We start from the raw sequence: 19,578 nt of genomic DNA, 5'->3' as shown, positions 1-19,578 counted from the left end.
TAACCTTTATCTATGCAGGAAAGTAAAACTTTCAAACCCTACGTACCGCCTGAGCTCAACGTTGCTGAGTTTACGGCCAAGTCTATCATATTCGGTTCGCTCTTCGGGATCCTTTTCGGCTCGTCTACGGTGTACCTGGCCCTTAAGGCGGGTCTTACCGTTACGGCGTCTATCCCCATCGCGGTGATCGCCATCACGCTGGGAAGGAAATTTTTGAAGACCACCATCCTGGAGAACAACATCATCCAGACCACTGGATCTGCCGGCGAATCCATCGCTGCCGGTGTAGCCTTCACGTTGCCGGGGTTTCTTTTTCTGTCGCCAGGAGCTGACGGAAAGAGCGTGGGCGAAGGTTATTTCGATTATCTCACCATCCTCATCCTGGCGGCGTTCGGCGGTATGCTGGGCACCATGATGATGATCCCACTGCGGAGGTCGCTGATCGTGAAAGAGCACGGCACACTTCCATATCCTGAAGGAACAGCCTGTGCTTCGGTGCTGCAGGCGGGAGAGAAGGGTGGCGTGTTTGCACAGACTGCCTTCACAGGAATGGGAGTAGCGTTCGTTTACGCGCTGCTTCAGAAAGTGTTCTTTGTTATCTCCGAGATGCCGTCGTACGTGACGAGCGCTGCCAATAAATATTGGCCGTCTGCAGCTACGCGCGGCGAGATCACACCCGAATATCTCGGTGTAGGCTACATCATCGGTCCACGAATTTCGGGTGTGCTGGTAGCCGGATCGGTGCTGGCGTGGTGGGCCATCATTCCGCTGCTGTCAACGCTGGTAGCACCCGATACCATAGCCCTTCAGTTGGTGAAGCTCGGCAACCTGGCCAGCATGACCACGGCAGGAGGGTACGGCAACTGGAATCCGGAGACCCATACCTTCGGCAACTATGCTGACGCACTATACCGGGCCTACATTCGCCAGATCGGCGCTGGTGCCGTGGCCGCAGGAGGTTTTATCACATTGCTCAAGACCATCCCCACCATCATCAGCTCCTTCCGCGAAAGCGTGGGCTCGCTGAAAGAGAAAGGTGAAGCCAGCATTGCGAGAACAGACCGCGATTATTCATTTAAGGTGGTGATCTTCGGCAGCATTGTGCTGGTGCTCTTAACTTCCATTCTTCCGGGCATTCCCGGCGACGGTGTCTTCCAGAAACTGCTCATCGGTATACTCGTGGTGATCTTTGGTTTCTTCTTCGTGACCGTATCGAGCCGCATCGTAGGATTGGTAGGGACCAGCAACAATCCGATCTCCGGAATGACCATCGCTACGCTCATGGGCACCTGTCTCATCTTCACCAGTGTGGGCTGGTCGGGTAAATTCTACGAACCTCTGGCCATTGTGGTAGGAGGTATGATCTGTATTGCTGCAGCCAATGCGGGTGGTACTTCACAGGACCTGAAGACCGGTTATATCGTTGGAGCGACTCCAAAATATCAGCAGCTGGCCCTTTTTATCGGCGCCATTGTGTCGTCCATCGCCATTGGTTTGGTGATCAGGGTGCTGGATACGCCCACCCCAGAGATGCTGGCGAATAATATCCATCACGCCATCGGGGGTGACGATTTCCCTGCACCTCAGGCTACGCTCATGGCCACGCTTACCCGCGGCATCCTTTCGTTCAACCTCGACTGGCAGTTTGTGATGGTAGGTGTGTTCATTGCCGTTACACTCGAGCTCTGCAATATCAAAGCCCTGGCGTTTGCCATCGGTCTTTACCTTCCCCTGTCTACCACGCTTCCCATATTTGCCGGCGGCGCCCTGAAAGGATATGTTGACTGGAGAGCTGAAAGAAAAGGCGAGCGCGCAGATGATAACGAGCTGAGCCGTGGCAGCCTCTTCGCCACCGGCCTTATCGCAGGCGGCGCCATTACAGGTGTGATCGCTGCTGTGCTCGGAGTTTTCTACCGTGAAGAAATGAGGCGCATGAGCCTGGAGCACTTCATGACGGAGACTTTCAGCCTGAATGGTTACATGATCCTGGGAACGTTGTTCTTCTTTACGATGATGTTTATGCTGTACAGATTGGCGGTGAAGAAAGACTGATCCAAAGTACGAGGTACGAAATACGAAGTACGATAGCTCGATCTGCACTCATCGTACCTTGTTCCCGATAGCTATCGAGATCGTACCTCGTACTTTTTACACAGTATCCGAAAAAGAAAACCTCTTTCCTTCCGGGAAGAGGTTTTTTTTTGATTGTCAGAAATTGAACTAGCGTACACTGAGTTATTCCAGTCGGATGCCATCGACTGTTTGACTGTAATCAAAATATCATTGACACTCATTGTCAAAAGAAAGCGTTAGTATTGTGTAAAGGTTGCAATTATGACATATTCACCTGTAACTATTGCAAATTACTTCATTCAGAAGAGCATTGATGAAAAAGATCTTATTTCACCAATGAAACTCCAAAAGCTAATTTACTTTGCTCACGGCTGGCATCTGGCTTTAAGAAATGAGCCTTTAATTACAGATGCGATTCAGGCATGGCAGTTCGGCCCTGTTATTAAAGACTTATACCATAAAACGAAACACTGGGGTAATTCAAGCATTACTTCGCTGTTACCGCCGCAAGAAGTCATTGATTTCAGCAAAGGGACTCTGGGAATCGAATCTCTGGACAAAGAAACAATTTCATTTCTTGATTCAGTTTGGAGTACCTACGCTCCATATTCTGCCATAAAGTTATCTAATGCTACCCATGTTGATGGATCGCCATGGGATCAGGTGATAAAGAGAAATGGCGGAGTAGATTTGGAATTGGTCATAGAGAATACAATAATCCAAAAATACTTCAAGGAAAGAGCTGAAGCCGCGAGGCAAACCAAGGTAAGGCAAACCGCGGCCAACGATCAACTGTAAACCTCTTCTCAAAACCGATTCGATGAGTAAGAAAAAGGAATCATCAAAAATTGATGAGCCTCTTGAATTTGTGCATAATTTAACGGTGGATAGCCTGGCATTTATACAGGAACAAGAACAGGAAAATATAGAGTTGATTCCTGATAAACCAGACATAAACCGTAGAATAAAAAAGGCCTCACTTTCGTGAAGCCTTTCTTTTTATATGAGTGTCGATGTTTCAATTACATCATGCCGCCCATGCCACCGCCGTGAGGCATAGCAGGTGCTTCTTTCTCTTCAGGGATCTCTGATACAACTGCTTCAGTTGTCAGCAGCAGACCTGCGATAGAAGCTGCGTTCTCAAGCGCGAGACGTGTAACTTTTGTAGGATCGATGATACCTGCGTCGAAGAAGTTCTCGAACTTGTTGTCACGGGCATTGTAACCGAAATCCTTCTTGCCATCGCGAACTTTGTTCACGATCACAGAGCCTTCCTGGCCTGCGTTCTCAGAGATGGTTCTGAGGGGAGCTTCGAGGGCAAGTCTTACGATGTTAACACCGGTAGCCTGATCTTCGTTAGTAACGCCGATGGCTGCAGTATCTTTCAGCGTTTCGATGGCGCGGATATAAGCTACACCACCACCAGGAACGATACCTTCCTGAACAGCAGCGCGTGTTGCGTGCAGGGCGTCATCTACGCGGTCTTTCTTCTCTTTCATCTCAACTTCGGTAGCAGCACCGATGTAGAGGATGGCTACGCCGCCAGAAAGTTTGGCGAGGCGCTCCTGAAGTTTTTCCTTGTCGTAGTCAGAAGTAGTGGTATCGATCTGTGCTTTGATCTGGGAAACACGTCCCTGGATTTCAGCTTTCTTACCAGCGCCGTTAACGATGGTAGTATTGTCTTTGTCGATGTTCACTTTTTCAGCGCGGCCGAGCATGTCCAGTGTGGTGTTCTCCAGTTTGAAACCACGCTCTTCGCTGATCACCTGTCCGCCGGTGAGGATAGCAATGTCTTCGAGCATAGCTTTTCTCCTGTCGCCGAAGCCGGGAGCTTTCACAGCTGCAACGCGCAGGGCACCGCGGATCTTGTTCACCACGAGGGTTGCGAGGGCTTCGCCTTCAACTTCTTCGGCGATGATCACGAGGGGCTTGCCAGTTTGAGCAGATTGCTCGAGGATGGGGAGCAGTTCTTTCATGCTGCTGATCTTCTTGTCGTAGATCAGGATGAAAGGGCTGTCGAGCTCGGCTTCCATTTTCTCCGTGTTGGTCACGAAGTAAGGGGAGAGGTAGCCGCGGTCGAACTGCATACCTTCAACGGTCTTCACTTCGGTCTCAGTGCCTTTAGCTTCTTCAACTGTGATGACACCGTCTTTTCCAACTTTGTCCATCGCATCAGCGATCATTTTGCCGATGGTCTCGTCACTGTTGGAAGAGATGGTTGCCACCTGGGCGATCTCGTTGGAATCTTTAATTTTCTTGGATTGCTTTTTCAGGTTCTCAACAACAGCTTCAACAGCTTTGTCGATACCACGCTTCAGGTCCATAGGGTTGGCGCCTGCAGCTACGTTCTTGATACCGTGTGCATAGATAGATTGTGCGAGTACGGTAGCAGTGGTGGTACCATCACCGGCAGCGTCAGCAGTTTTAGAAGCAACTTCCTTCACCAGCTGCGCGCCCATGTTTTCGATGGGATCTTTCAGCTCGATCTCTTTTGCTACGGAAACACCGTCTTTGGTTACAGTGGGTGCTCCGAATTTCTTGTCGATGATAACGTTACGGCCTTTGGGACCGAGGGTAACTTTTACTGCATCTGCAAGTTTATCAACACCTTTTTTGATTCTGTCTCTCGCAGAGGTGTCAAAGGTAATTTCTTTAGCCATAGTTGTTGTTACGATTTTGGTTGATTAAATAATTCCGAAAATGTCTGAGTTTCTCATGATCAGGTATTCTTTACCTTCGATCGTGATCTCTGTTCCGGCATATTTACCGTAGAGCACATTATCTCCGACCTTCACGGTTACAGGCTTGTCTTTCAGACCTTCGCCAACGGCTACGATCTTGCCTTTCTGCGGTTTCTCTTTTGCAGTATCAGGAATGATAATTCCGGATGCGGTTTTCTCCTCTGCGGCAGCAGGTTCCACCAACACCCTGTCCTCATTAGGTTTGAAGTTAATTTTCGACATATACTAGAATTGTGTTTTAAGGTTAAACAAAACAAAGGGTTTCGCCCTGCCCGTTTAGCAGCTTTCATGCCGGGGCGAAAGGAGACGCGAATAACGGACATTTTTTCTATTCTATGACAGATTTACGTATGTATTTGGGGTTAAATGGCATAATTTTTAGGTTACCATATGGCAGGTTGTCAGTTATATGGCTGGTGACCATGTCATCATAAGCGGCCATTTTCGCATTGACTTCATGTGTATAATGCGCTATATTTTGGTTATGAAAGTGTGAGCATATGGAAAAACTGTCAAAAGATTGGCTGACGCAAGGTCTGATCGATTTTGAATACAAGAAATACCTGCTGCTGGCCTATCTCCAAACCGTCAAAAAATCCTTCAGCAAAGTTGAGCTTTATCCGTTCCTGGCCGACCTTGTGTTCCATTACCGGAACCTTCAGGCTGTCAAGGAAAACAAAACCCTGATCCGCGAAGCATTTCCGAAAGAGATCTCGCTGGAAGAGTTCAACAAACTCGAACTGAGCTACCGCGAGATGGTGCAGGACGATGCCGTGATGAGCGAGCTGGAATCTATCATCGAGTTCTCCATTCCGCAGATCAAGGATTCCCTCCAGGAAGGCACCGTGATCTACGAATATGTGGAATCGCAATGCGAGATCTCACCGATAGGCGTTACACCTCTTTATGCCAATGAGGGCTACCTGTTCGTGACACAGCCGCCAGAGAAGGAAACCAAGGTATACCGTTACCAGGTGAGCATCTTCGAAGACAGCAAAGAACAGCTCCGGAGCCTCAATACCCGCTTCATCGAAGACGTGGACAAGAATCCCCTGAATACCTATGAGCGTATCAAGCTGGACCTGATCCGCCGGTACAAGGACCTGCCCAATCCTGCAGCATTCCTGGTGCTGTCTAAAATGAAATTCCCGTTCGTAGAAACGCTGATGCCGGTGGCAAAGCGGCTGTTTGTGAAGCACATTTCGCAGTCGGCTTAGGCGAAGGTTATCTGTAAGGTACGAAGTACGAAATACGAGGTACGGTAAATCCCAGACCTGGCTATCGTACCTCGTATTTCGTATTTAGCGCACCGTACTTAAATAAAAAAGCCCACCGGATCGGCAGGCTCTTTTAAGTTTAGGTATAGAACAAAATTATTTTGAAGTATCTGCAGGAGTTTGTGTAGTGTCAAGGTTCAATTGGGGATTGACATCAACCGGGGACGACTGCTCGCCTGCTCTTTCAATGATCTGGTTAGAAGGTACCTGTCTGCCTGTTGGCGTTACCATTTTGGTTGACGCTACCAGGGAAAGCACCATGATGGAGATCACAAAACCCCAGGTGAGCTTTTCCAGCAGGTCGCCGGTCTTTTTCACGCCGATGATGTTGCTGGCAGAAGATCCGCCAAACTGACTTGTGAGTCCGCCGCCTTTAGAGTTTTGCGCCAGGATCACCAGCACCAGCAGAACGGCAAAAAAGATGATGAAACCAATAATGAATGTGTACATAAGTTACTTCTTCAAGTCTTCTATTTGGGATGCAAAGTAACTCTTTTTTTGTGGATATTTCCAAATCAACTTTTTCAGCACCTCGATAGCCTTGTCTTTTTTACCCTGGCGGATAAGGATCTCCACAAGGGTTTCAGAAACGATGTTGTCTCCGAATTCACCAGATTTGATGGTGGCCAGATCACCGGAAGCATGGCTTTGCCGTTCTCTGGCGTTCGTAATAGAAGGCTGGGTCTTGATAAAGTTATTGATGATCGCCATCTGCTCCCTTTGCTTGTCGCTTTCCGGAACGATCTCCTCCTTCGATACACGGATCTCTTCGATCAGCTCGTCAGAAGGGTTGCCGGTTCTGGCGCTTGCCCGATCCTTTTTGTCCTTATCTTCAAGGTCCTTTTCTTCGGTTTCAGCTTCGTTCATTGCCTTTGCCAGTTCTATGATCCTTTGTTTTTTTGATTTTCCCTTGGGTTTCGGTGCCGGCGTGGCATCCTGTCCGTCGGGCTCGGTATGTTCGGGAACGGCTTCCTTTACCGGCGGCGTTTTTTTCACCGGTACCGGTTCGTTTGTCTGAACCGGGGCTTTAACAGGAGCAGGTTCTTCCACCGGAGGCGCTGCTGTTTCCTCGCTCTGTACTTCAGAGTATTCTACCAGCAGCATCTCGAAATTATTCTTCAGGGTGTTGAGCTTGTCAAGATCGCGCATCAGCTCATCAGCAACATCAGCCGAATCGTTGCGCTGTATTTTGAATTCCGGCGCGGCCGAGGGAGTTTCCTGTATGGTGACGGGAGTATAAGCGTTTGCAGGCGTGGGTTCTGGCTCCGACTCAACAGCTTCGGCCGTAATGATCTCTTTCAGCACACCACGGTCGGCGGCATGGATCGCGGCCAGTTGAAGCTCTTGCTGGTGAGAATTGAACCCATGGTCTTTGCTAACCCGGGCAGAAAGGGTATGAAGAAGCTGACTGTAAGGGTATTCCGCTTTCAATGCAACAACCTCTTCAGCCTCCGCGAGGGAGCTGTCGGTGTATCGTTGAAGCAGTGATGTAAAGAGATTCTTATCCACAATGGTCATTAGGTGCTGGGGGCGTGTCACCGCGAAATGACGGGGTCATAAAAGATTGACCCTGAGGCAGTTCAAAGATGACCCGACACCAGGGTAAAAATAAGAAATTTTACCAATTGGCCACGGAGGCATTGAAGATATCGTTGATAATGCGCTCAAAAATCTGCCGGGTGTACTGTTCTTCGACATCAGCGACGTTGATCTCGTTGGGGAAGTCCTTGTAAAACGAGAAGTTCTTGTCTTTGAAGCTCATTTTATCATCCAAAGTATTGATGTAAGTGGCTTTAACTGTGATGGTTAGCCTGGTGGAAGAGGCGGAGTTGATATCTTCTGGGTTGCCGGTAGATACCGGGGCGATAGGGGTGAGGGAGAAGCCGGTGATCTCGCCCTCTAGCATCAGCTCACCTTCTTCCGCCACTACTTTAAGACTTGAATTCTGAATGAAATAGTTCTTCAGCTGGTTGGTGATGGTCTGGCCCATGTTGGCCGGCCCAAGGTCAGCATTGTTATAGAACTCACTGATGGAGATGGTACTGGCGGTGGTGGATATGCCCGTCATGGAATAATTCACGCCAATGCCACATGAGTTTGTCATGATCAGGGCAATGAGACAGAAACAGACCGAAAAAAAAGAGGAGAACGTACGTTTCACCGGGTTCATGAGGCTATTCTTCAAGCTCGTATTGTTTGATCTTACGGTATAGGGTCCGCTCCGATATCCCCAAATCACGTGCCGCATATTTTCGTCTGTTGTTATTCTTCCGGAGCGCGCGCATGATCAGCTCTTTTTCTTTCTTCTCGATGGAAAGCGAGTCGTCTTCGGCCTCATGGCTGATGTCGTGCACATCTTCAACATGCTCGCCATTCTGAATGGCCTGCTGTGCCGGGATGTTCAGCACCACGTGCTGATCTTTGTTATCGCCATTCTCCGTGGGGATATCCTGGAAAAGGTGCGGGTTGTCTTTGACGAGCTGTCCCGCCTGCGCTTGTCCGTTGAGCATGTCGAGCACGATCTTCTTCAGGTCGGTGACATCTTTTTTCATATCGAACAGCACCTTGTAGAGAATGTCGCGTTCCGACAGGCCATCCTTTTCCATAGTGGGGTTGCGATAGAGCGCCGGCAAGTTATTCTCTTTGGGCAGGTAACGCTGGAGCACTTCTGCGCTGATGTCTTTGTCTTCAGTTGACAGCACGGAGATCTGCTCCACCAGATTTTTCAGCTGGCGGATGTTTCCGGGAAAACGGTACTTGGCCAGTACATCTTTTGCGTCTTCAGTAAGCATGACCGGCTTCACCTTGTATTTCTCGGCAAAGTCTGTGGCGAACTTGCGGAAGAGCAGCTCGGCATCTTTGCCCCGCTCGCGTAGGGGTGGAACGAAGATGGGCACGGTGCTGAGACGGTAGTACAGGTCTTCCCTGAACTTTCCTTCTTCTACATTCTTCATCAGGTTCACATTGGTGGCGGCCACCACCCGCACATCCGTTTTCTGCACCTTGGATGAACCTACTTTGATGAACTCGCCGTTCTCGAGTACCCGCAGCAGGCGTGCCTGGGTGCCGAGGGGCATCTCGCCGATCTCGTCCAGGAAGATAGTGCCACCGTTGGTTACTTCGAAGTATCCCTTGCGCGCTTCATGGGCGCCCGTGAAAGATCCTTTTTCGTGGCCGAAGAGCTCCGAATCGATGGTACCTTCCGGGATCGATCCGCAGTTAATGGCTATAAATTGTCCATGCTTGCGTGGACTGAGGTGGTGGATGATCTTCGAAAATGATTCCTTTCCGCTCCCGCTTTCGCCGGTGATTAGAACGGACATATCCGTAGGTGCTACCTGCATGGCCACCCGCACGGCGTTGTTCAGGAGGGGAGAGTACCCGATGATCCCGAACCGCTGTTTGATGTTTTGTATTTCTGTTTCTGTGATCGTCATTCTTAAACTGCTTTACCAACCAGGGTGCCGCCTGTGCAATCTTCTACATACACATTCACATACTGGCCTCTGGTGAAATTTTCTTTAGGGAAAACAATTACTTTGTTGGCCGTGTTCCGTCCCTGTAAAAACTGATCCGACCGCCTGGAGTATCCTTCGATCAGCACACGGAAAGTTTTTCCCACATCGCGCCTGTTCCGCTGCAGCGAATGGTCTCGTTGCTTGTCGATGATCTCACTGAGCCTCCGGTTCTTGGCTTCGGCTGAAACATCGTCCTTGAACTTCTTCTCGGCCAGTGTGCCCGGGCGTTCGGAATAGAAGAACATATAGGCGAAATCGAACTGCACGGCATCCATGAGGCTCAGGGTTTCCTGGTGTTCTTCCTCCGTCTCTGAGCAGAACCCGGCGATCATGTCAGACGACAGGCCGCAATCTTCTCCCAGGATCTCGCGGATGCGCTGAACCTTGCCCAGGTACCACTCACGGCTGTAGCCGCGGTTCATGAGCCCGAGGATCCTGCTGTTGCCACTTTGCACCGGCAGGTGAATGTATTTGCAAATGTTCTCGTACCTGGCCATCACGTGCAGCACATCATCAGTAATGTCTTTCGGATGCGATGTAGAGAACCGGATGCGGAGCTCGGGGCTTACCTGCGCCACTTTCTCCAGCAATCCTGCAAAGGTCACGACGTCCTGCACCCCTTTCTTTTCGATCCACGCTTTGTTGTTCTCCTGCTCGCTCCACTTGTAGGAGTCCACGTTCTGGCCCAGCAGCGTAACTTCGCGATAGCCTTTTTCAAAAAGGTCGCGCGCTTCCGCTACAATGGAGAGCGGGTCGCGGCTTCTTTCACGGCCCCGGGTAAAAGGCACCACGCAAAACGTGCACATGTTGTCGCAGCCGCGCATGATGGAAATGAAGGCTGTTACGCCGTTGGAATTCAACCGTACAGGGCTGATGTCTGCGTAGGTCTCTTCGCGAGAGAGAAACGTATTAACCGCTTTTTCGCCCTCGTCTACCTGTAAAATTAACTTCGGTAAATCTCTGTACGCGTCGGGTCCTGCCACCAGGTCAACGATCTTCTCCTCTTCCAGCAGCTTGGCTTTCAGGCGCTCGGCCATACAGCCAAGAACGCCCACCATAAGCTCGGGTTTGTGCTTTTTAAGTCCATTGATATGGCTGAGCCTGTTGCGTACCGTCTGTTCCGCCTTTTCGCGGATGGAACAGGTATTCAGAAAAACAACATCGGCTGTGTTGATATCAGAGGTGGTGTCAAATCCTTCCTTTTGCAGAATAGAGGCAACGATCTCACTGTCGGAGAAGTTCATCTGGCAGCCGTAGCTTTCAATGTACAGCTTTCGCGATTTGCCCGTGTTCTGCTCTTTTGAAACCTGAAAAGTTTCGCAATTCTCCTGCCCGGCGTTGTCCAGTATCCCAATATCCTCAAATAATTTCTCCATGGTCTAACAGTAGGACGCAAAAATACAATTTTTAGTCTTTACTAAATGACATCTTGTCAGGGGATTTAAAATTTCCGCATATTTGGGCTGAAATGCTTGTTTCCCGCAGATTCCGCAGATTAACGCAGAAAAGTCTAATGCATGAGAATCTGCGTATCCCGATAGCTATCGGGACCGGCGAGACCTGCGGGGGATTTAGAATCAAAACAATATGGCTTTAATAAAAGAGGTGAGGGGGCATGCGCCGAAGTTCGGCAACAACTGTTTTCTGGCCGACAATGCAACCGTAGTGGGTGAAGTGACCATGGGCGATAACTGCACGGTGTGGTTCAATGCCGTGGTCAGGGGTGATGTCCATTCCATCACCATCGGCAATAACACCAACATCCAGGATGGGGCGGTGATCCATTGCACCTACCAGAAAGCGAAGACCGTGATCGGCAATAATGTATCGATCGCGCACAACGCTATTGTGCATGGTTGTACTGTGGAAGACGATGTGCTCATTGGTATGGGAGCCATCGTTATGGATGATGCTGTGATCGGCAGCAACTCGGTGATCGCGGCCGGCGCGGTGATCCTGCCGGGTACAAAGGTGGAACCGGGCAGCGTATATGCCGGTGTGCCCGCAAAAAGAGTGAAAGATACCGGAGAAGAAATGAAGGCCGTGATCCAGCGCACCGCCAGGAACTACCCCATGTATGCCGAATGGTTCAAACAATAGTAGTAGCCGGGCTGGCATAAATTTTTTGGGCGTTCACCCAATCTATCGCGGCTTTCGTCTTTTAGAATTTTAGAAAAAAATAGTATAAAAAAGGTCTTTTTATACTTATATTAATCAACGTTAATATCTTTCGGCATGAACGAGAATAAAGGATTCGATCCCCAGGTTATTCATGATTTTAAAGCCAGGATCCAGGCTTCGGGAAGAGGCTATGTGATGGATGAGGAAGATGAGAACACCGATGAATACGTACATTTTTATTTTGTCGGAGTTTACGAAGGCAAAGACGTTGTATACGATGCCGTGATGTACACGCTGAGATTGCAGCATGAGAGCGAGCTTTTCGAGATCGCCGAGCACAGGGCAGCCAAACACTTTCCGGAATACAAGAAGATCACTTACGAGGAGGATGAGAACGGCAACCTCGCCGCGCTGGATCCGCTGCAGGAAGAGATCGGTTTATACATCGCCGAAGTGATCATGGAGCTGGAAGAAGACGAGGCCGTGAAAGTGAAAGAGCATGTGGACATGGATGCCAACACTGACTTTGGTGTAGCGCTTGATATCGGGCTGCATGTGGAAAAGATCACCTCACACGAGATCGAAAGATTCATCAGGGATTTCAATGAAGATACCCTTGACCTGGATGAGACATTGTACTCTTTCCAGACCCAGGATGTAGCGCAATAGCCACATTTTTCTTTTCAATTTCCGATTTTCTTTAGTTGCACCTTTGAATGTTGGGCAAATACTAGGCATATTTGCGCCCTAGTTAATCGAACCCCTATTTCAAGATCCATGAAGAATTTGTCCCTGGTTTTGAACATCGTACTGCTGGTGGCGGTCTGTGTTTTATTTTACTTGCATTTCTCCGGTCCTAAAAGCGCATCATCTTATTCAGGTTCAGGCGATACCACTTCCGTGGATCTTAAAATAGCCTACATCAACTCAGACACCGTGCTGAAGTACTATGAGTACCTGAAAGTGAACAAGGAGCAGCTGGAAGCCAAGACTAAAAAAATGGACCAGGATTACCGTAACAGGGCCATGGGACTGCAGAGCGAGATCCAGGCATACCAGCGCAATGTGAACAGCATGACGCTCGGGCAGGTGCGCGCTACCGAAGAAGACCTCGGCAAGAAGCAGCAGAACCTGCAGATGTATCAGCAGAGCCTCGCGCAGGCGCTGATGGAAGAAGAAGCCAAGCTAAACAGGGAATTGTATGGCCGTGTGACCGCTTTCCTGAAGAAATATGGTCAGGAACGCGGACTTCAGGTAGTGTTGAAATATGACCCTGCCAGCGACGTACTTTTCGGGGGCCCGGGTCTTGACATCAGCCAGGATGTGATCAAAGGGCTGAACGACGAGTACCAGGTGGAGAAGGCCGGTGGTAAAGTGAAAGCCGACACCACTGCGAAGAAATAAAATAGTCCACGGTCGACAGTCGACGGTCCACGGACGGTCAGTGTGAGCCTCGTAGACTGGATTCATAATATAGTAGCCTCTTCCATCCTGAAGGGGCTTTTTTCTTAAGTACGAGGTACGATCCCGATAGCTATCGGGAACGAAGTACGGCTGCCCGATCTGCATTTATGTACCTCGCATTTCGTACCTCGTACTTTAGGCATTGCTCCACATGCCGTGGACAGTCGCCCGTCGACCGTGGGCTGCATTTTTTGCCTACCGCCGTTTGCCTACTGCCTACTACTATCCCGGGGATTCTGTTATCTTTGAAGTTAGCATGGCAGAAGGAATAGCAGGACGGCTTCAGATCAGGTCGCAGGAGCAAAAGCAGATCGCTTTGATGCTCACCACAGGATTTTTCATGGGGGTATTCATTGCCACCTATCAGGTAACGGCAGACTCGCTGTTTCTCAACCGTCTTGGCGATCAGCTCAACCGTGCGTTCCTGATTGCCGGTGCCCTGGGCATCATGACCACGGGCCTGTTCTCATTCTTTCAGAACTGGATCAAATTTACCACGCTTTCGCTGGTGAGTGTAATATTGGTCTTTGCCTTTACCCTCGGCGCTTACCTGCTGCTGCATTTCGGGGGCACTACGCTGCACAACACCTTTATCTTTGCCCTGTATTGTATGACGGGGCCTATTACAGCCGTGCTGCTGCTGAGCTTCTGGGGCATCTTCGGAAGGTTGTTCAACTTCCGGCAGTCTAAACGTATCATTGGCTGGATCGATACCGGGCAGCTCATCGCCGCCATCGTGGCCACGCTGATCATCATTCCCTTCTCATCGCAGCTGGTGCAGGATACTTCCAACTACCTGCTGCTTTGCTGTATCAGTATCTTCATCGTATTCATTTTGCTGATCGCGATAGCATCGTCATTCAACATTGCCAAGAACGACCCTTTTGAGTTCGGGACCGCGGTGCGCAGCGAGACCCAGATCGACAAATTATTCGGCGACAAATATATCCGGTCCCTGGGGCTGTTCCTGCTTTTGTCTATGGTCACGCTGATGTTCTCGCAGTACTCATTCCAGGAGCTGGTGAAACAGCAATACCCTGACGAGCGCGAGCTCACCAACTTCAACTCATTTTTTACTGGCGCAGTGTACGGGCTCAGCCTCATCATGCAGACCTTTATCAACAGCCGGATCATCTCCAACTATGGCCTGCGCATTTCGCTTTTCATTCTGCCGATGGTAGTAGGCGTGTTTGCGCTGGGCGCGCTGGTGCTGGGGTCTGTGATGGGTTACGACAGGGTGGCTTCGCCTACAGGCTTCCTGTATTTTTTCCTTTTTGTGGCGTTGAACAGGCTCTTCAACTGGACGCTCCGCGATTCACTGGAGAACCCCGTCTTCAAGCTGTTCTTCATCCCGCTTGATAACCGTTACCGCTTCAACATTCAGTCGAAGGTGGAGGGGTTGATGAATGAGAGTGCGCGGTTCATCGCCGGTATCCTGATCTTCAGCTTTGCCTTCATTCCGTTCTTCGAGTTCATCCACATCTGTTTGCTGATCGTGGTGCTCACAATCTTCTATTTCATTGTGGTGAACAAACTTTACTCGGGCTACCGGAACAAGATCAGGCAGAAGCTGGAAACCACGTCTGACGTTGAGCAGGAAAAGCTGGAGCGAGGGTTCAAGCAGGTGGTGACCAGGCTTGAGCAGATGCTGGTGACACCGGCTCCCGGCAAGGCGGTGTTCTCATTCAAGCTGCTGGAGAAGATCAACGCGGCGCTTACCGGTACGTGGATCAATAACCTGATGAAGAACGATGATGAAGCCACCCGCTACTATGCCCAGGAACGTATGAACGAGCTGAAGGGGTTGTCAGTGTCTGACCAGTATGTGATCCGCCTGGACGAGTCGAAAGTGGAGGGCGGTGCCAAGAACATCCTCAGCAAGATAGACCTCCAGATGATCATCGATAACGATGGTGATATTACCAAAGGCCGCATCATGAAGCTTACGCGTTCTGTGAACCCGAACGACAGGCATTATGCTGCCGAGCTGTTGCTGCACACCCAACGGGAGGAGGGCATCTCTTTCCTGATGGAGCTGCTGAACGACACCGAGCCGAAGGTCAGGAATACCGCCATCAAGACCTCCATCAAACGGTATACACCTGAAGTGATCAACGCGCTGATCGAGAACCTCGGCAGCCCCGTATTCAGCAACCAGGCCATGAATGCGCTGGTGCTCATCGGCCCTGAAACACTGCAGGCTCTCGATGCCGGTTTTTACCGCAGCGGGCAAAACACGCAGGTGATGCTGAAGATCGTACAGGCTATGGGCCGCATAGGAGGGCAGCGCGCCAAGGAGCAGCTCTGGAACAAGATCGATTATCCCAACAAGGTTGTGGTGTCGCAAGTGCTGTTGTCGCTGGGTGAATGTGGTTTCAAAGCAGGCATCTCGCAGATCACCCGCATCAAGTACGCCATCGAGGCCGATATTGCAGACATTCGCTGGAACCTGAGCGCCATCCAGGAGATCGGTGGCGCGGAAGGGTTCAATGAGCAGATCAAGTCGGCGTTGCGCTGGGAGATCCAGGGCGATATCGAGCACATTTACATGCTGATGGCGATGTTGTATGACACGCGATCGATCCAGCTGGTGAAAGAGAATATCGACAGCGGCACGGCAGATGGTATCACCTATGCCATCGAGCTGCTCGACGTGTTCCTTTCCGATCAGCTCAAGCAGCGTGTGATACCGGTGCTGGATGACCTTTCTGATGTGGAGCGCATCTACCGTCTCGAAGATTTTTATCCGCGCGTGAAGCTCGATTCGAAGCTGGTGCTGAAATTCATCATCAACCGCGACTTCACACAATCCAACCGCTGGACCAAAGCCTGCGTGATCTTCCAGATCGGCATGCAACGCATCGCTGACTTCAAGCTCGACCTCATCGCGCAGCTCTTCAATCCCGACCTGTTCATCAAGGAAGTATCGGCCTGGGCGTTGTACCAGATCAGTCCGGACGAATACCATCAGAATACGCGGCGCCTGGGAGAGCAGCAGAAGCGCGAGCTCGACGCCCTCATTATCCACGGCCGCAAGATGACACTTTTTGAAAAGGTGCTGTTCTTCCAAAAGATCACCATCTTCGAGAACCTGCCGGGCCTCGCGCTTTCGTACCTGGCCGACATCAGCGACGAGCTTCATGTGAGGCCGGAAGAAACCCTGCTGCTGGACGAGAAGTCGAACAACAACTTCTATGTGCTGGTAACGGGAGCGATAGACTTTTATCAGCGCGGCGAGTTCATCACACAGTTCTCACAGGGACAGTTCATCGGTGAAATGATGCCATTACCCAATTTTGTGAATACCAACCTGCTCATTGCCCGATCGGAAGTGGTTATTCTCAAGCTCAACAAGGATCAGTTCTACGAGCTGGTGTCAGACAACGTGAAGCTTGCCGATAAGATCCTGGAATTCATTTAGTCATGAAGTTGTCGAAGAAAATTTTTATAGGAGCCTGTATTCTGTTCGTCATTCTCCTGGCGTATGCGAGCTACGATATCAGCCGAAGGACTACTTTCCCCGGGTCAAAGGCTCAGCTCAAGGAACGGCTCAAAAAGAATTATATGGATACCGACTCAGTTGCGCGTGATACCATAAATGGTGGGCCGGAAAAGTAAAAAAAGCGCTAAAAAAAAATCAAACAGTTGCTTCAATCAATATTTCCCCTAAATTTGAATCAGATTAAAGCCAACTATAGACATGAAAGTCCCCCTTTGTCGTGTACTCAGGGGGATTTTTATTTTAAAACGTCTCGCATAAGATCGTTCAAAGTCTTTCTAACCTCAAAAAAAGCAGTTCATCTCCGTTATGATCAAATGGTCGATTCGGAAATGGCAGAAAAAGCATGTTACTATATCTTTGATTCAAGATTAAAGCCAACTATAGACAATGATTTTCCCCCGTGGTCCAGGACTTCGGGGGATTTTCATTTTTGGCCCCTCCATTGCACTATTGTCGCATAATCTGTTACTTGTCCTTTCTCAAAACCGATCGTTGGTTAAACATCTTTGTAACAGTATATCGATTTTAAATTATGCGTCAGGCTACATCTTTAAAGATTTTATTTTCCTTTCTCGTGATTATGCTGATCCAGGAGTCGTGTGTGAAGCACGAGTTCCCTGCGTATACGTGCCCGGATGAGCCGGTCAGCTATGCAGCGGATGTCCACGCCATTGTGGCCACGAAGTGTGCGATCTCCGGATGTCACAACGGAGACAATGGTGCAGACAAGAACTGGTCTGTTTTTGCCATTTTCCAGGACGAGGCGCAAACCGGCGAAGTAAAGAGAAGGGTTGTGAACAGGATCATGCCTCCTGCGAGCAGTGATGCAGGCCCGCTCACAGCGGATGAGATTGCAAAGATAGCTTGCTGGTCAGACCAGGGAGCGCCAAACAATTAACCCAATGATAAGATCCGTATTCGTACTGGTACTAGGTGTGATGGGGGTGAGCGCCGTAGCGCAGAAGTACTCCCTGGAGAAAGCTAACGTTTCCTTTTTTTCCCATGCTGCCATCGAGGATATCACGGCTGAGAACAAGAAGGTTTCCAGTATTTTTAACAGCGAGAGCGGTGAGATCGTTTATTCCATCACCATCAACGGGTTTCAGTTTAAGAAATCGCTGATGCAGGAGCACTTCAACGAAAAGTATATGGAATCAGACAAGTACCCCAAGTCTACCTTCCAGGGCAAGATCTCGGGATTTGACAGCAATGGCAAGGGTGTTCAGCAGGTGAAGGCCGCAGGGAAGCTGACCATTCATGGCGTTACGCGGGATGTGGAGATCCCGGGCACCATTGAAAAGCAGGATAACAAGCTGGTGATGAAATCGAAATTCATGGTGAAGCTGGAAGATTACAAGATCACTATTCCGCAGCTGTTATGGCAGAACATCGCGGAACAGGTGGAGGTTACCGTTGACTTTTCATACAAGCCGCAGTAAACCATTAATGAATAAAACAACCCTGCTTATCATTGCAGGCATCGGGCTGGGAGTTAGCCTGCATGCTCAGAAGTTTTCATCAGAGAAGGGTCAGATCTCCTTTTATTCTGACGCCGCCATCGAAGATATCGAGGCGGTGAACAACATGGTGGGCAGCCTTTTTAATGCCGGCAGCGGAGACCTTGTTTACATTGTCAAGATAAAAGATTTTAAATTTGCCAAGTCGCTGATGCGTGAGCACTTCAATGAGAAGTACATGGAGATCGAAAAATTTCCGAAGTCCACTTTTCAGGGAAAGCTTGTAGGCTTCAAGGCGGGCAATCCGGGTGAGCAGAAAGTAAAGGCGGTGGGCAAGCTCAGCATCCACGGCGTAACCAAAGATGTGGAGATCCCCGGCACCATAGAATTTACAGGAGGTAAAGCGGTGGTGAAGTCGAAGTTCATGGTGAAGCTGGTGGACTACAGTATCACCATTCCCCAGCTGGTGTGGCAGAATATCGCTGAAGAGATCGAGGTTAGAGTAGAATTTACGTATAAACCAATATGAAAAAACTTGTACTGTCTTTGTCTGTATTGATGTTTGCATTATCTGTTGCTGCGCAGGATGATCTCATGAAAGAACTGGAACAAAGCCAACAGTCAGACACTGACTACGCGTTTCAGACCTTCAAAGGTACCCGCCTGGTGAACGGGCATACGGTGGAAACAAAACCCAAGAGCACACTCGAGTTCATTTTTGCGCACAGGTTCGGTCCGATCAACGGAGGGGCATATGAGATGTTCGGGCTTGACCAGGCCTATGTGCGTTACGGCCTCGATTACGGCATCACAGACAACCTCAGTGTAAGCATAGGCCGCAACTCGGTTGACAAGACCTCGGACGGCTACTTCAAATACAAAGTGATGCGGCAGAGCAAGGGCTCGCGTAACATGCCATTTACCATGGTATTGCTCGGCGGCGCTGCTTACCAGTTCTCGCCCAAGAAGAATGCTGCACCCGACGGCTTCGAAAATATTGACCGCCTGTCATACGTAGGGCAGCTACTTATCGCCCGCAAGATCACACCAGGCCTTTCACTGCAGCTCATGCCAACACTTGTTCACCGCAATGCTGTAACCCAACTCATCGAGAAGAATGACCAGCTCGCCCTGGGAGTAGGTGGCAGGATCAAGGTGACAAAGAGTGTGGCATTCACCTCGGAATATTACTACCGCCTCGACGTTCCTGAAAACAGTCCTTACAACAACACGTTCGGCATTGGTGTCGACATCGAGACCGGTGGCCACGTATTTCAGCTCGTGTTCACCAACACGCGGGGCCTCACAGAACGCGCCTTCATCACGCAAACGGACGGAGACTTTGCCGACGGTGACATCCACTTTGGCTTCAACGTGACCCGTACCTTCCAGTTCGGCCAGAAAAAATAAACGGCCCGCTTGAAT

The 19,578-nt window shown here is 49.8% G+C and carries 19 protein-coding genes; 12 read left to right on the top strand and 7 right to left on the bottom strand.

What is annotated here, in order from left to right:
* Nucleotides 1-12: 12 nt before the first annotated feature.
* The 3 genes from KK083_RS08535 (at nt 13) to KK083_RS08525 (ending at nt 3,061) form a co-directional block, all read left to right on the top strand.
* Nucleotides 13-2,052 carry an OPT family oligopeptide transporter gene (locus KK083_RS08535; protein WP_254162469.1) on the top strand — a complete coding sequence of 680 codons (2,040 nt, stop codon included), beginning with the start codon at nt 13-15 and terminating at the stop codon, nt 2,050-2,052.
* 282 nt (nt 2,053-2,334) lie between these two features.
* On the top strand, nt 2,335-2,871 hold the full coding sequence (locus KK083_RS08530; protein WP_254162467.1) for a Panacea domain-containing protein: 537 nt from the start codon (nt 2,335-2,337) through the stop codon (nt 2,869-2,871).
* Nucleotides 2,872-2,893: 22 nt separating this feature from the next.
* Entirely contained in the window at nt 2,894-3,061 is a 168-nt protein-coding gene (locus KK083_RS08525; protein ID WP_254162465.1) for a hypothetical protein, read from the top strand.
* Nucleotides 3,062-3,095: 34 nt separating this feature from the next.
* Here the strand turns inward: KK083_RS08525 and groL are convergent, their stop codons facing one another.
* Together groL and KK083_RS08515 are read right to left on the bottom strand one after the other, a co-directional pair.
* Complete coding sequence (gene groL / locus KK083_RS08520; RefSeq protein ID WP_254162463.1) at nt 3,096-4,733, bottom strand: chaperonin GroEL; 1,638 nt, start codon at nt 4,731-4,733, stop codon at nt 3,096-3,098.
* 24 nt (nt 4,734-4,757) lie between these two features.
* The gene (locus tag KK083_RS08515) at nt 4,758-5,036 is read right to left on the bottom strand and encodes a co-chaperone GroES (protein WP_254162461.1); all 279 of its coding nucleotides are present in this window, start codon (nt 5,034-5,036) and stop codon (nt 4,758-4,760) included.
* Between the two features lie 278 nt (nt 5,037-5,314).
* On the opposite strand from KK083_RS08515, the gene KK083_RS08510 reads away from it, so the two are divergent.
* Nucleotides 5,315-6,031, top strand: a complete 717-nt coding sequence (locus tag KK083_RS08510; protein ID WP_254162459.1) for a hypothetical protein — start codon at nt 5,315-5,317, stop codon at nt 6,029-6,031.
* A gap of 156 nt (nt 6,032-6,187) precedes the next feature.
* Here the strand turns inward: KK083_RS08510 and secG are convergent, their stop codons facing one another.
* The 5 genes from secG to miaB all read right to left on the bottom strand — a co-directional run bounded on the left by secG (nt 6,188) and on the right by miaB (nt 10,985).
* The gene (gene secG, locus KK083_RS08505; RefSeq protein WP_254162457.1) at nt 6,188-6,541 is read right to left on the bottom strand and encodes a preprotein translocase subunit SecG; all 354 of its coding nucleotides are present in this window, start codon (nt 6,539-6,541) and stop codon (nt 6,188-6,190) included.
* A gap of 3 nt (nt 6,542-6,544) precedes the next feature.
* The gene (locus KK083_RS08500; protein WP_254162455.1) at nt 6,545-7,600 is read right to left on the bottom strand and encodes a DUF8458 domain-containing protein; all 1,056 of its coding nucleotides are present in this window, start codon (nt 7,598-7,600) and stop codon (nt 6,545-6,547) included.
* A 109-nt stretch (nt 7,601-7,709) separates the two neighbouring features.
* On the bottom strand, nt 7,710-8,276 hold the full coding sequence (gene lptE, locus KK083_RS08495; protein ID WP_254162452.1) for an LPS assembly lipoprotein LptE: 567 nt from the start codon (nt 8,274-8,276) through the stop codon (nt 7,710-7,712).
* Nucleotides 8,266-9,528, bottom strand: a complete 1,263-nt coding sequence (locus KK083_RS08490) for a sigma-54 interaction domain-containing protein (RefSeq protein WP_254162450.1) — start codon at nt 9,526-9,528, stop codon at nt 8,266-8,268. The genes lptE and KK083_RS08490 overlap by 11 nt, the downstream gene beginning before the upstream one ends.
* Nucleotides 9,529-9,530: 2 nt before the next feature.
* The gene (gene miaB / locus KK083_RS08485; RefSeq protein ID WP_254162449.1) at nt 9,531-10,985 is read right to left on the bottom strand and encodes a tRNA (N6-isopentenyl adenosine(37)-C2)-methylthiotransferase MiaB; all 1,455 of its coding nucleotides are present in this window, start codon (nt 10,983-10,985) and stop codon (nt 9,531-9,533) included.
* Nucleotides 10,986-11,196: 211 nt separating this feature from the next.
* On the opposite strand from miaB, the gene KK083_RS08480 reads away from it, so the two are divergent.
* The 8 genes from KK083_RS08480 to KK083_RS08445 all read left to right on the top strand — a co-directional run bounded on the left by KK083_RS08480 (nt 11,197) and on the right by KK083_RS08445 (nt 19,563).
* A complete protein-coding gene (locus KK083_RS08480) occupies nt 11,197-11,709 on the top strand; it encodes a gamma carbonic anhydrase family protein (RefSeq protein WP_254162448.1) in 513 nt (170 codons plus the stop codon).
* Between the two features lie 135 nt (nt 11,710-11,844).
* Nucleotides 11,845-12,399: a hypothetical protein gene (locus tag KK083_RS08475; protein WP_254162447.1), complete on the top strand. Its 555-nt coding sequence runs from the start codon at nt 11,845-11,847 to the stop codon at nt 12,397-12,399.
* Nucleotides 12,400-12,507: 108 nt separating this feature from the next.
* Nucleotides 12,508-13,134, top strand: coding sequence for an OmpH/Skp family outer membrane protein (locus tag KK083_RS08470; protein ID WP_254162446.1), 627 nt, complete (start codon nt 12,508-12,510; stop codon nt 13,132-13,134).
* Nucleotides 13,135-13,450: 316 nt separating this feature from the next.
* Nucleotides 13,451-16,615, top strand: coding sequence for a HEAT repeat domain-containing protein (locus KK083_RS08465; protein ID WP_254162445.1), 3,165 nt, complete (start codon nt 13,451-13,453; stop codon nt 16,613-16,615).
* A 655-nt stretch (nt 16,616-17,270) separates the two neighbouring features.
* Entirely contained in the window at nt 17,271-17,594 is a 324-nt protein-coding gene (locus tag KK083_RS08460) for a hypothetical protein (RefSeq protein WP_254162444.1), read from the top strand.
* 4 nt (nt 17,595-17,598) lie between these two features.
* A complete protein-coding gene (locus KK083_RS08455; protein ID WP_254162442.1) occupies nt 17,599-18,135 on the top strand; it encodes a YceI family protein in 537 nt (178 codons plus the stop codon).
* Between the two features lie 7 nt (nt 18,136-18,142).
* Nucleotides 18,143-18,682, top strand: coding sequence for a YceI family protein (locus KK083_RS08450; RefSeq protein ID WP_254162440.1), 540 nt, complete (start codon nt 18,143-18,145; stop codon nt 18,680-18,682).
* Nucleotides 18,679-19,563, top strand: coding sequence for a DUF5777 family beta-barrel protein (locus tag KK083_RS08445; protein WP_254162437.1), 885 nt, complete (start codon nt 18,679-18,681; stop codon nt 19,561-19,563). The genes KK083_RS08450 and KK083_RS08445 overlap by 4 nt, the downstream gene beginning before the upstream one ends.
* Nucleotides 19,564-19,578 lie beyond the last annotated feature (15 nt).

This window comes from Chryseosolibacter histidinae (assembly GCF_018598225.1).
GTDB classification, from domain to species: Bacteria; Bacteroidota; Bacteroidia; order Cytophagales; family Cyclobacteriaceae; genus Chryseosolibacter; species Chryseosolibacter histidini.
This window is presented reverse-complemented; position numbering and strand designations above follow the sequence as displayed.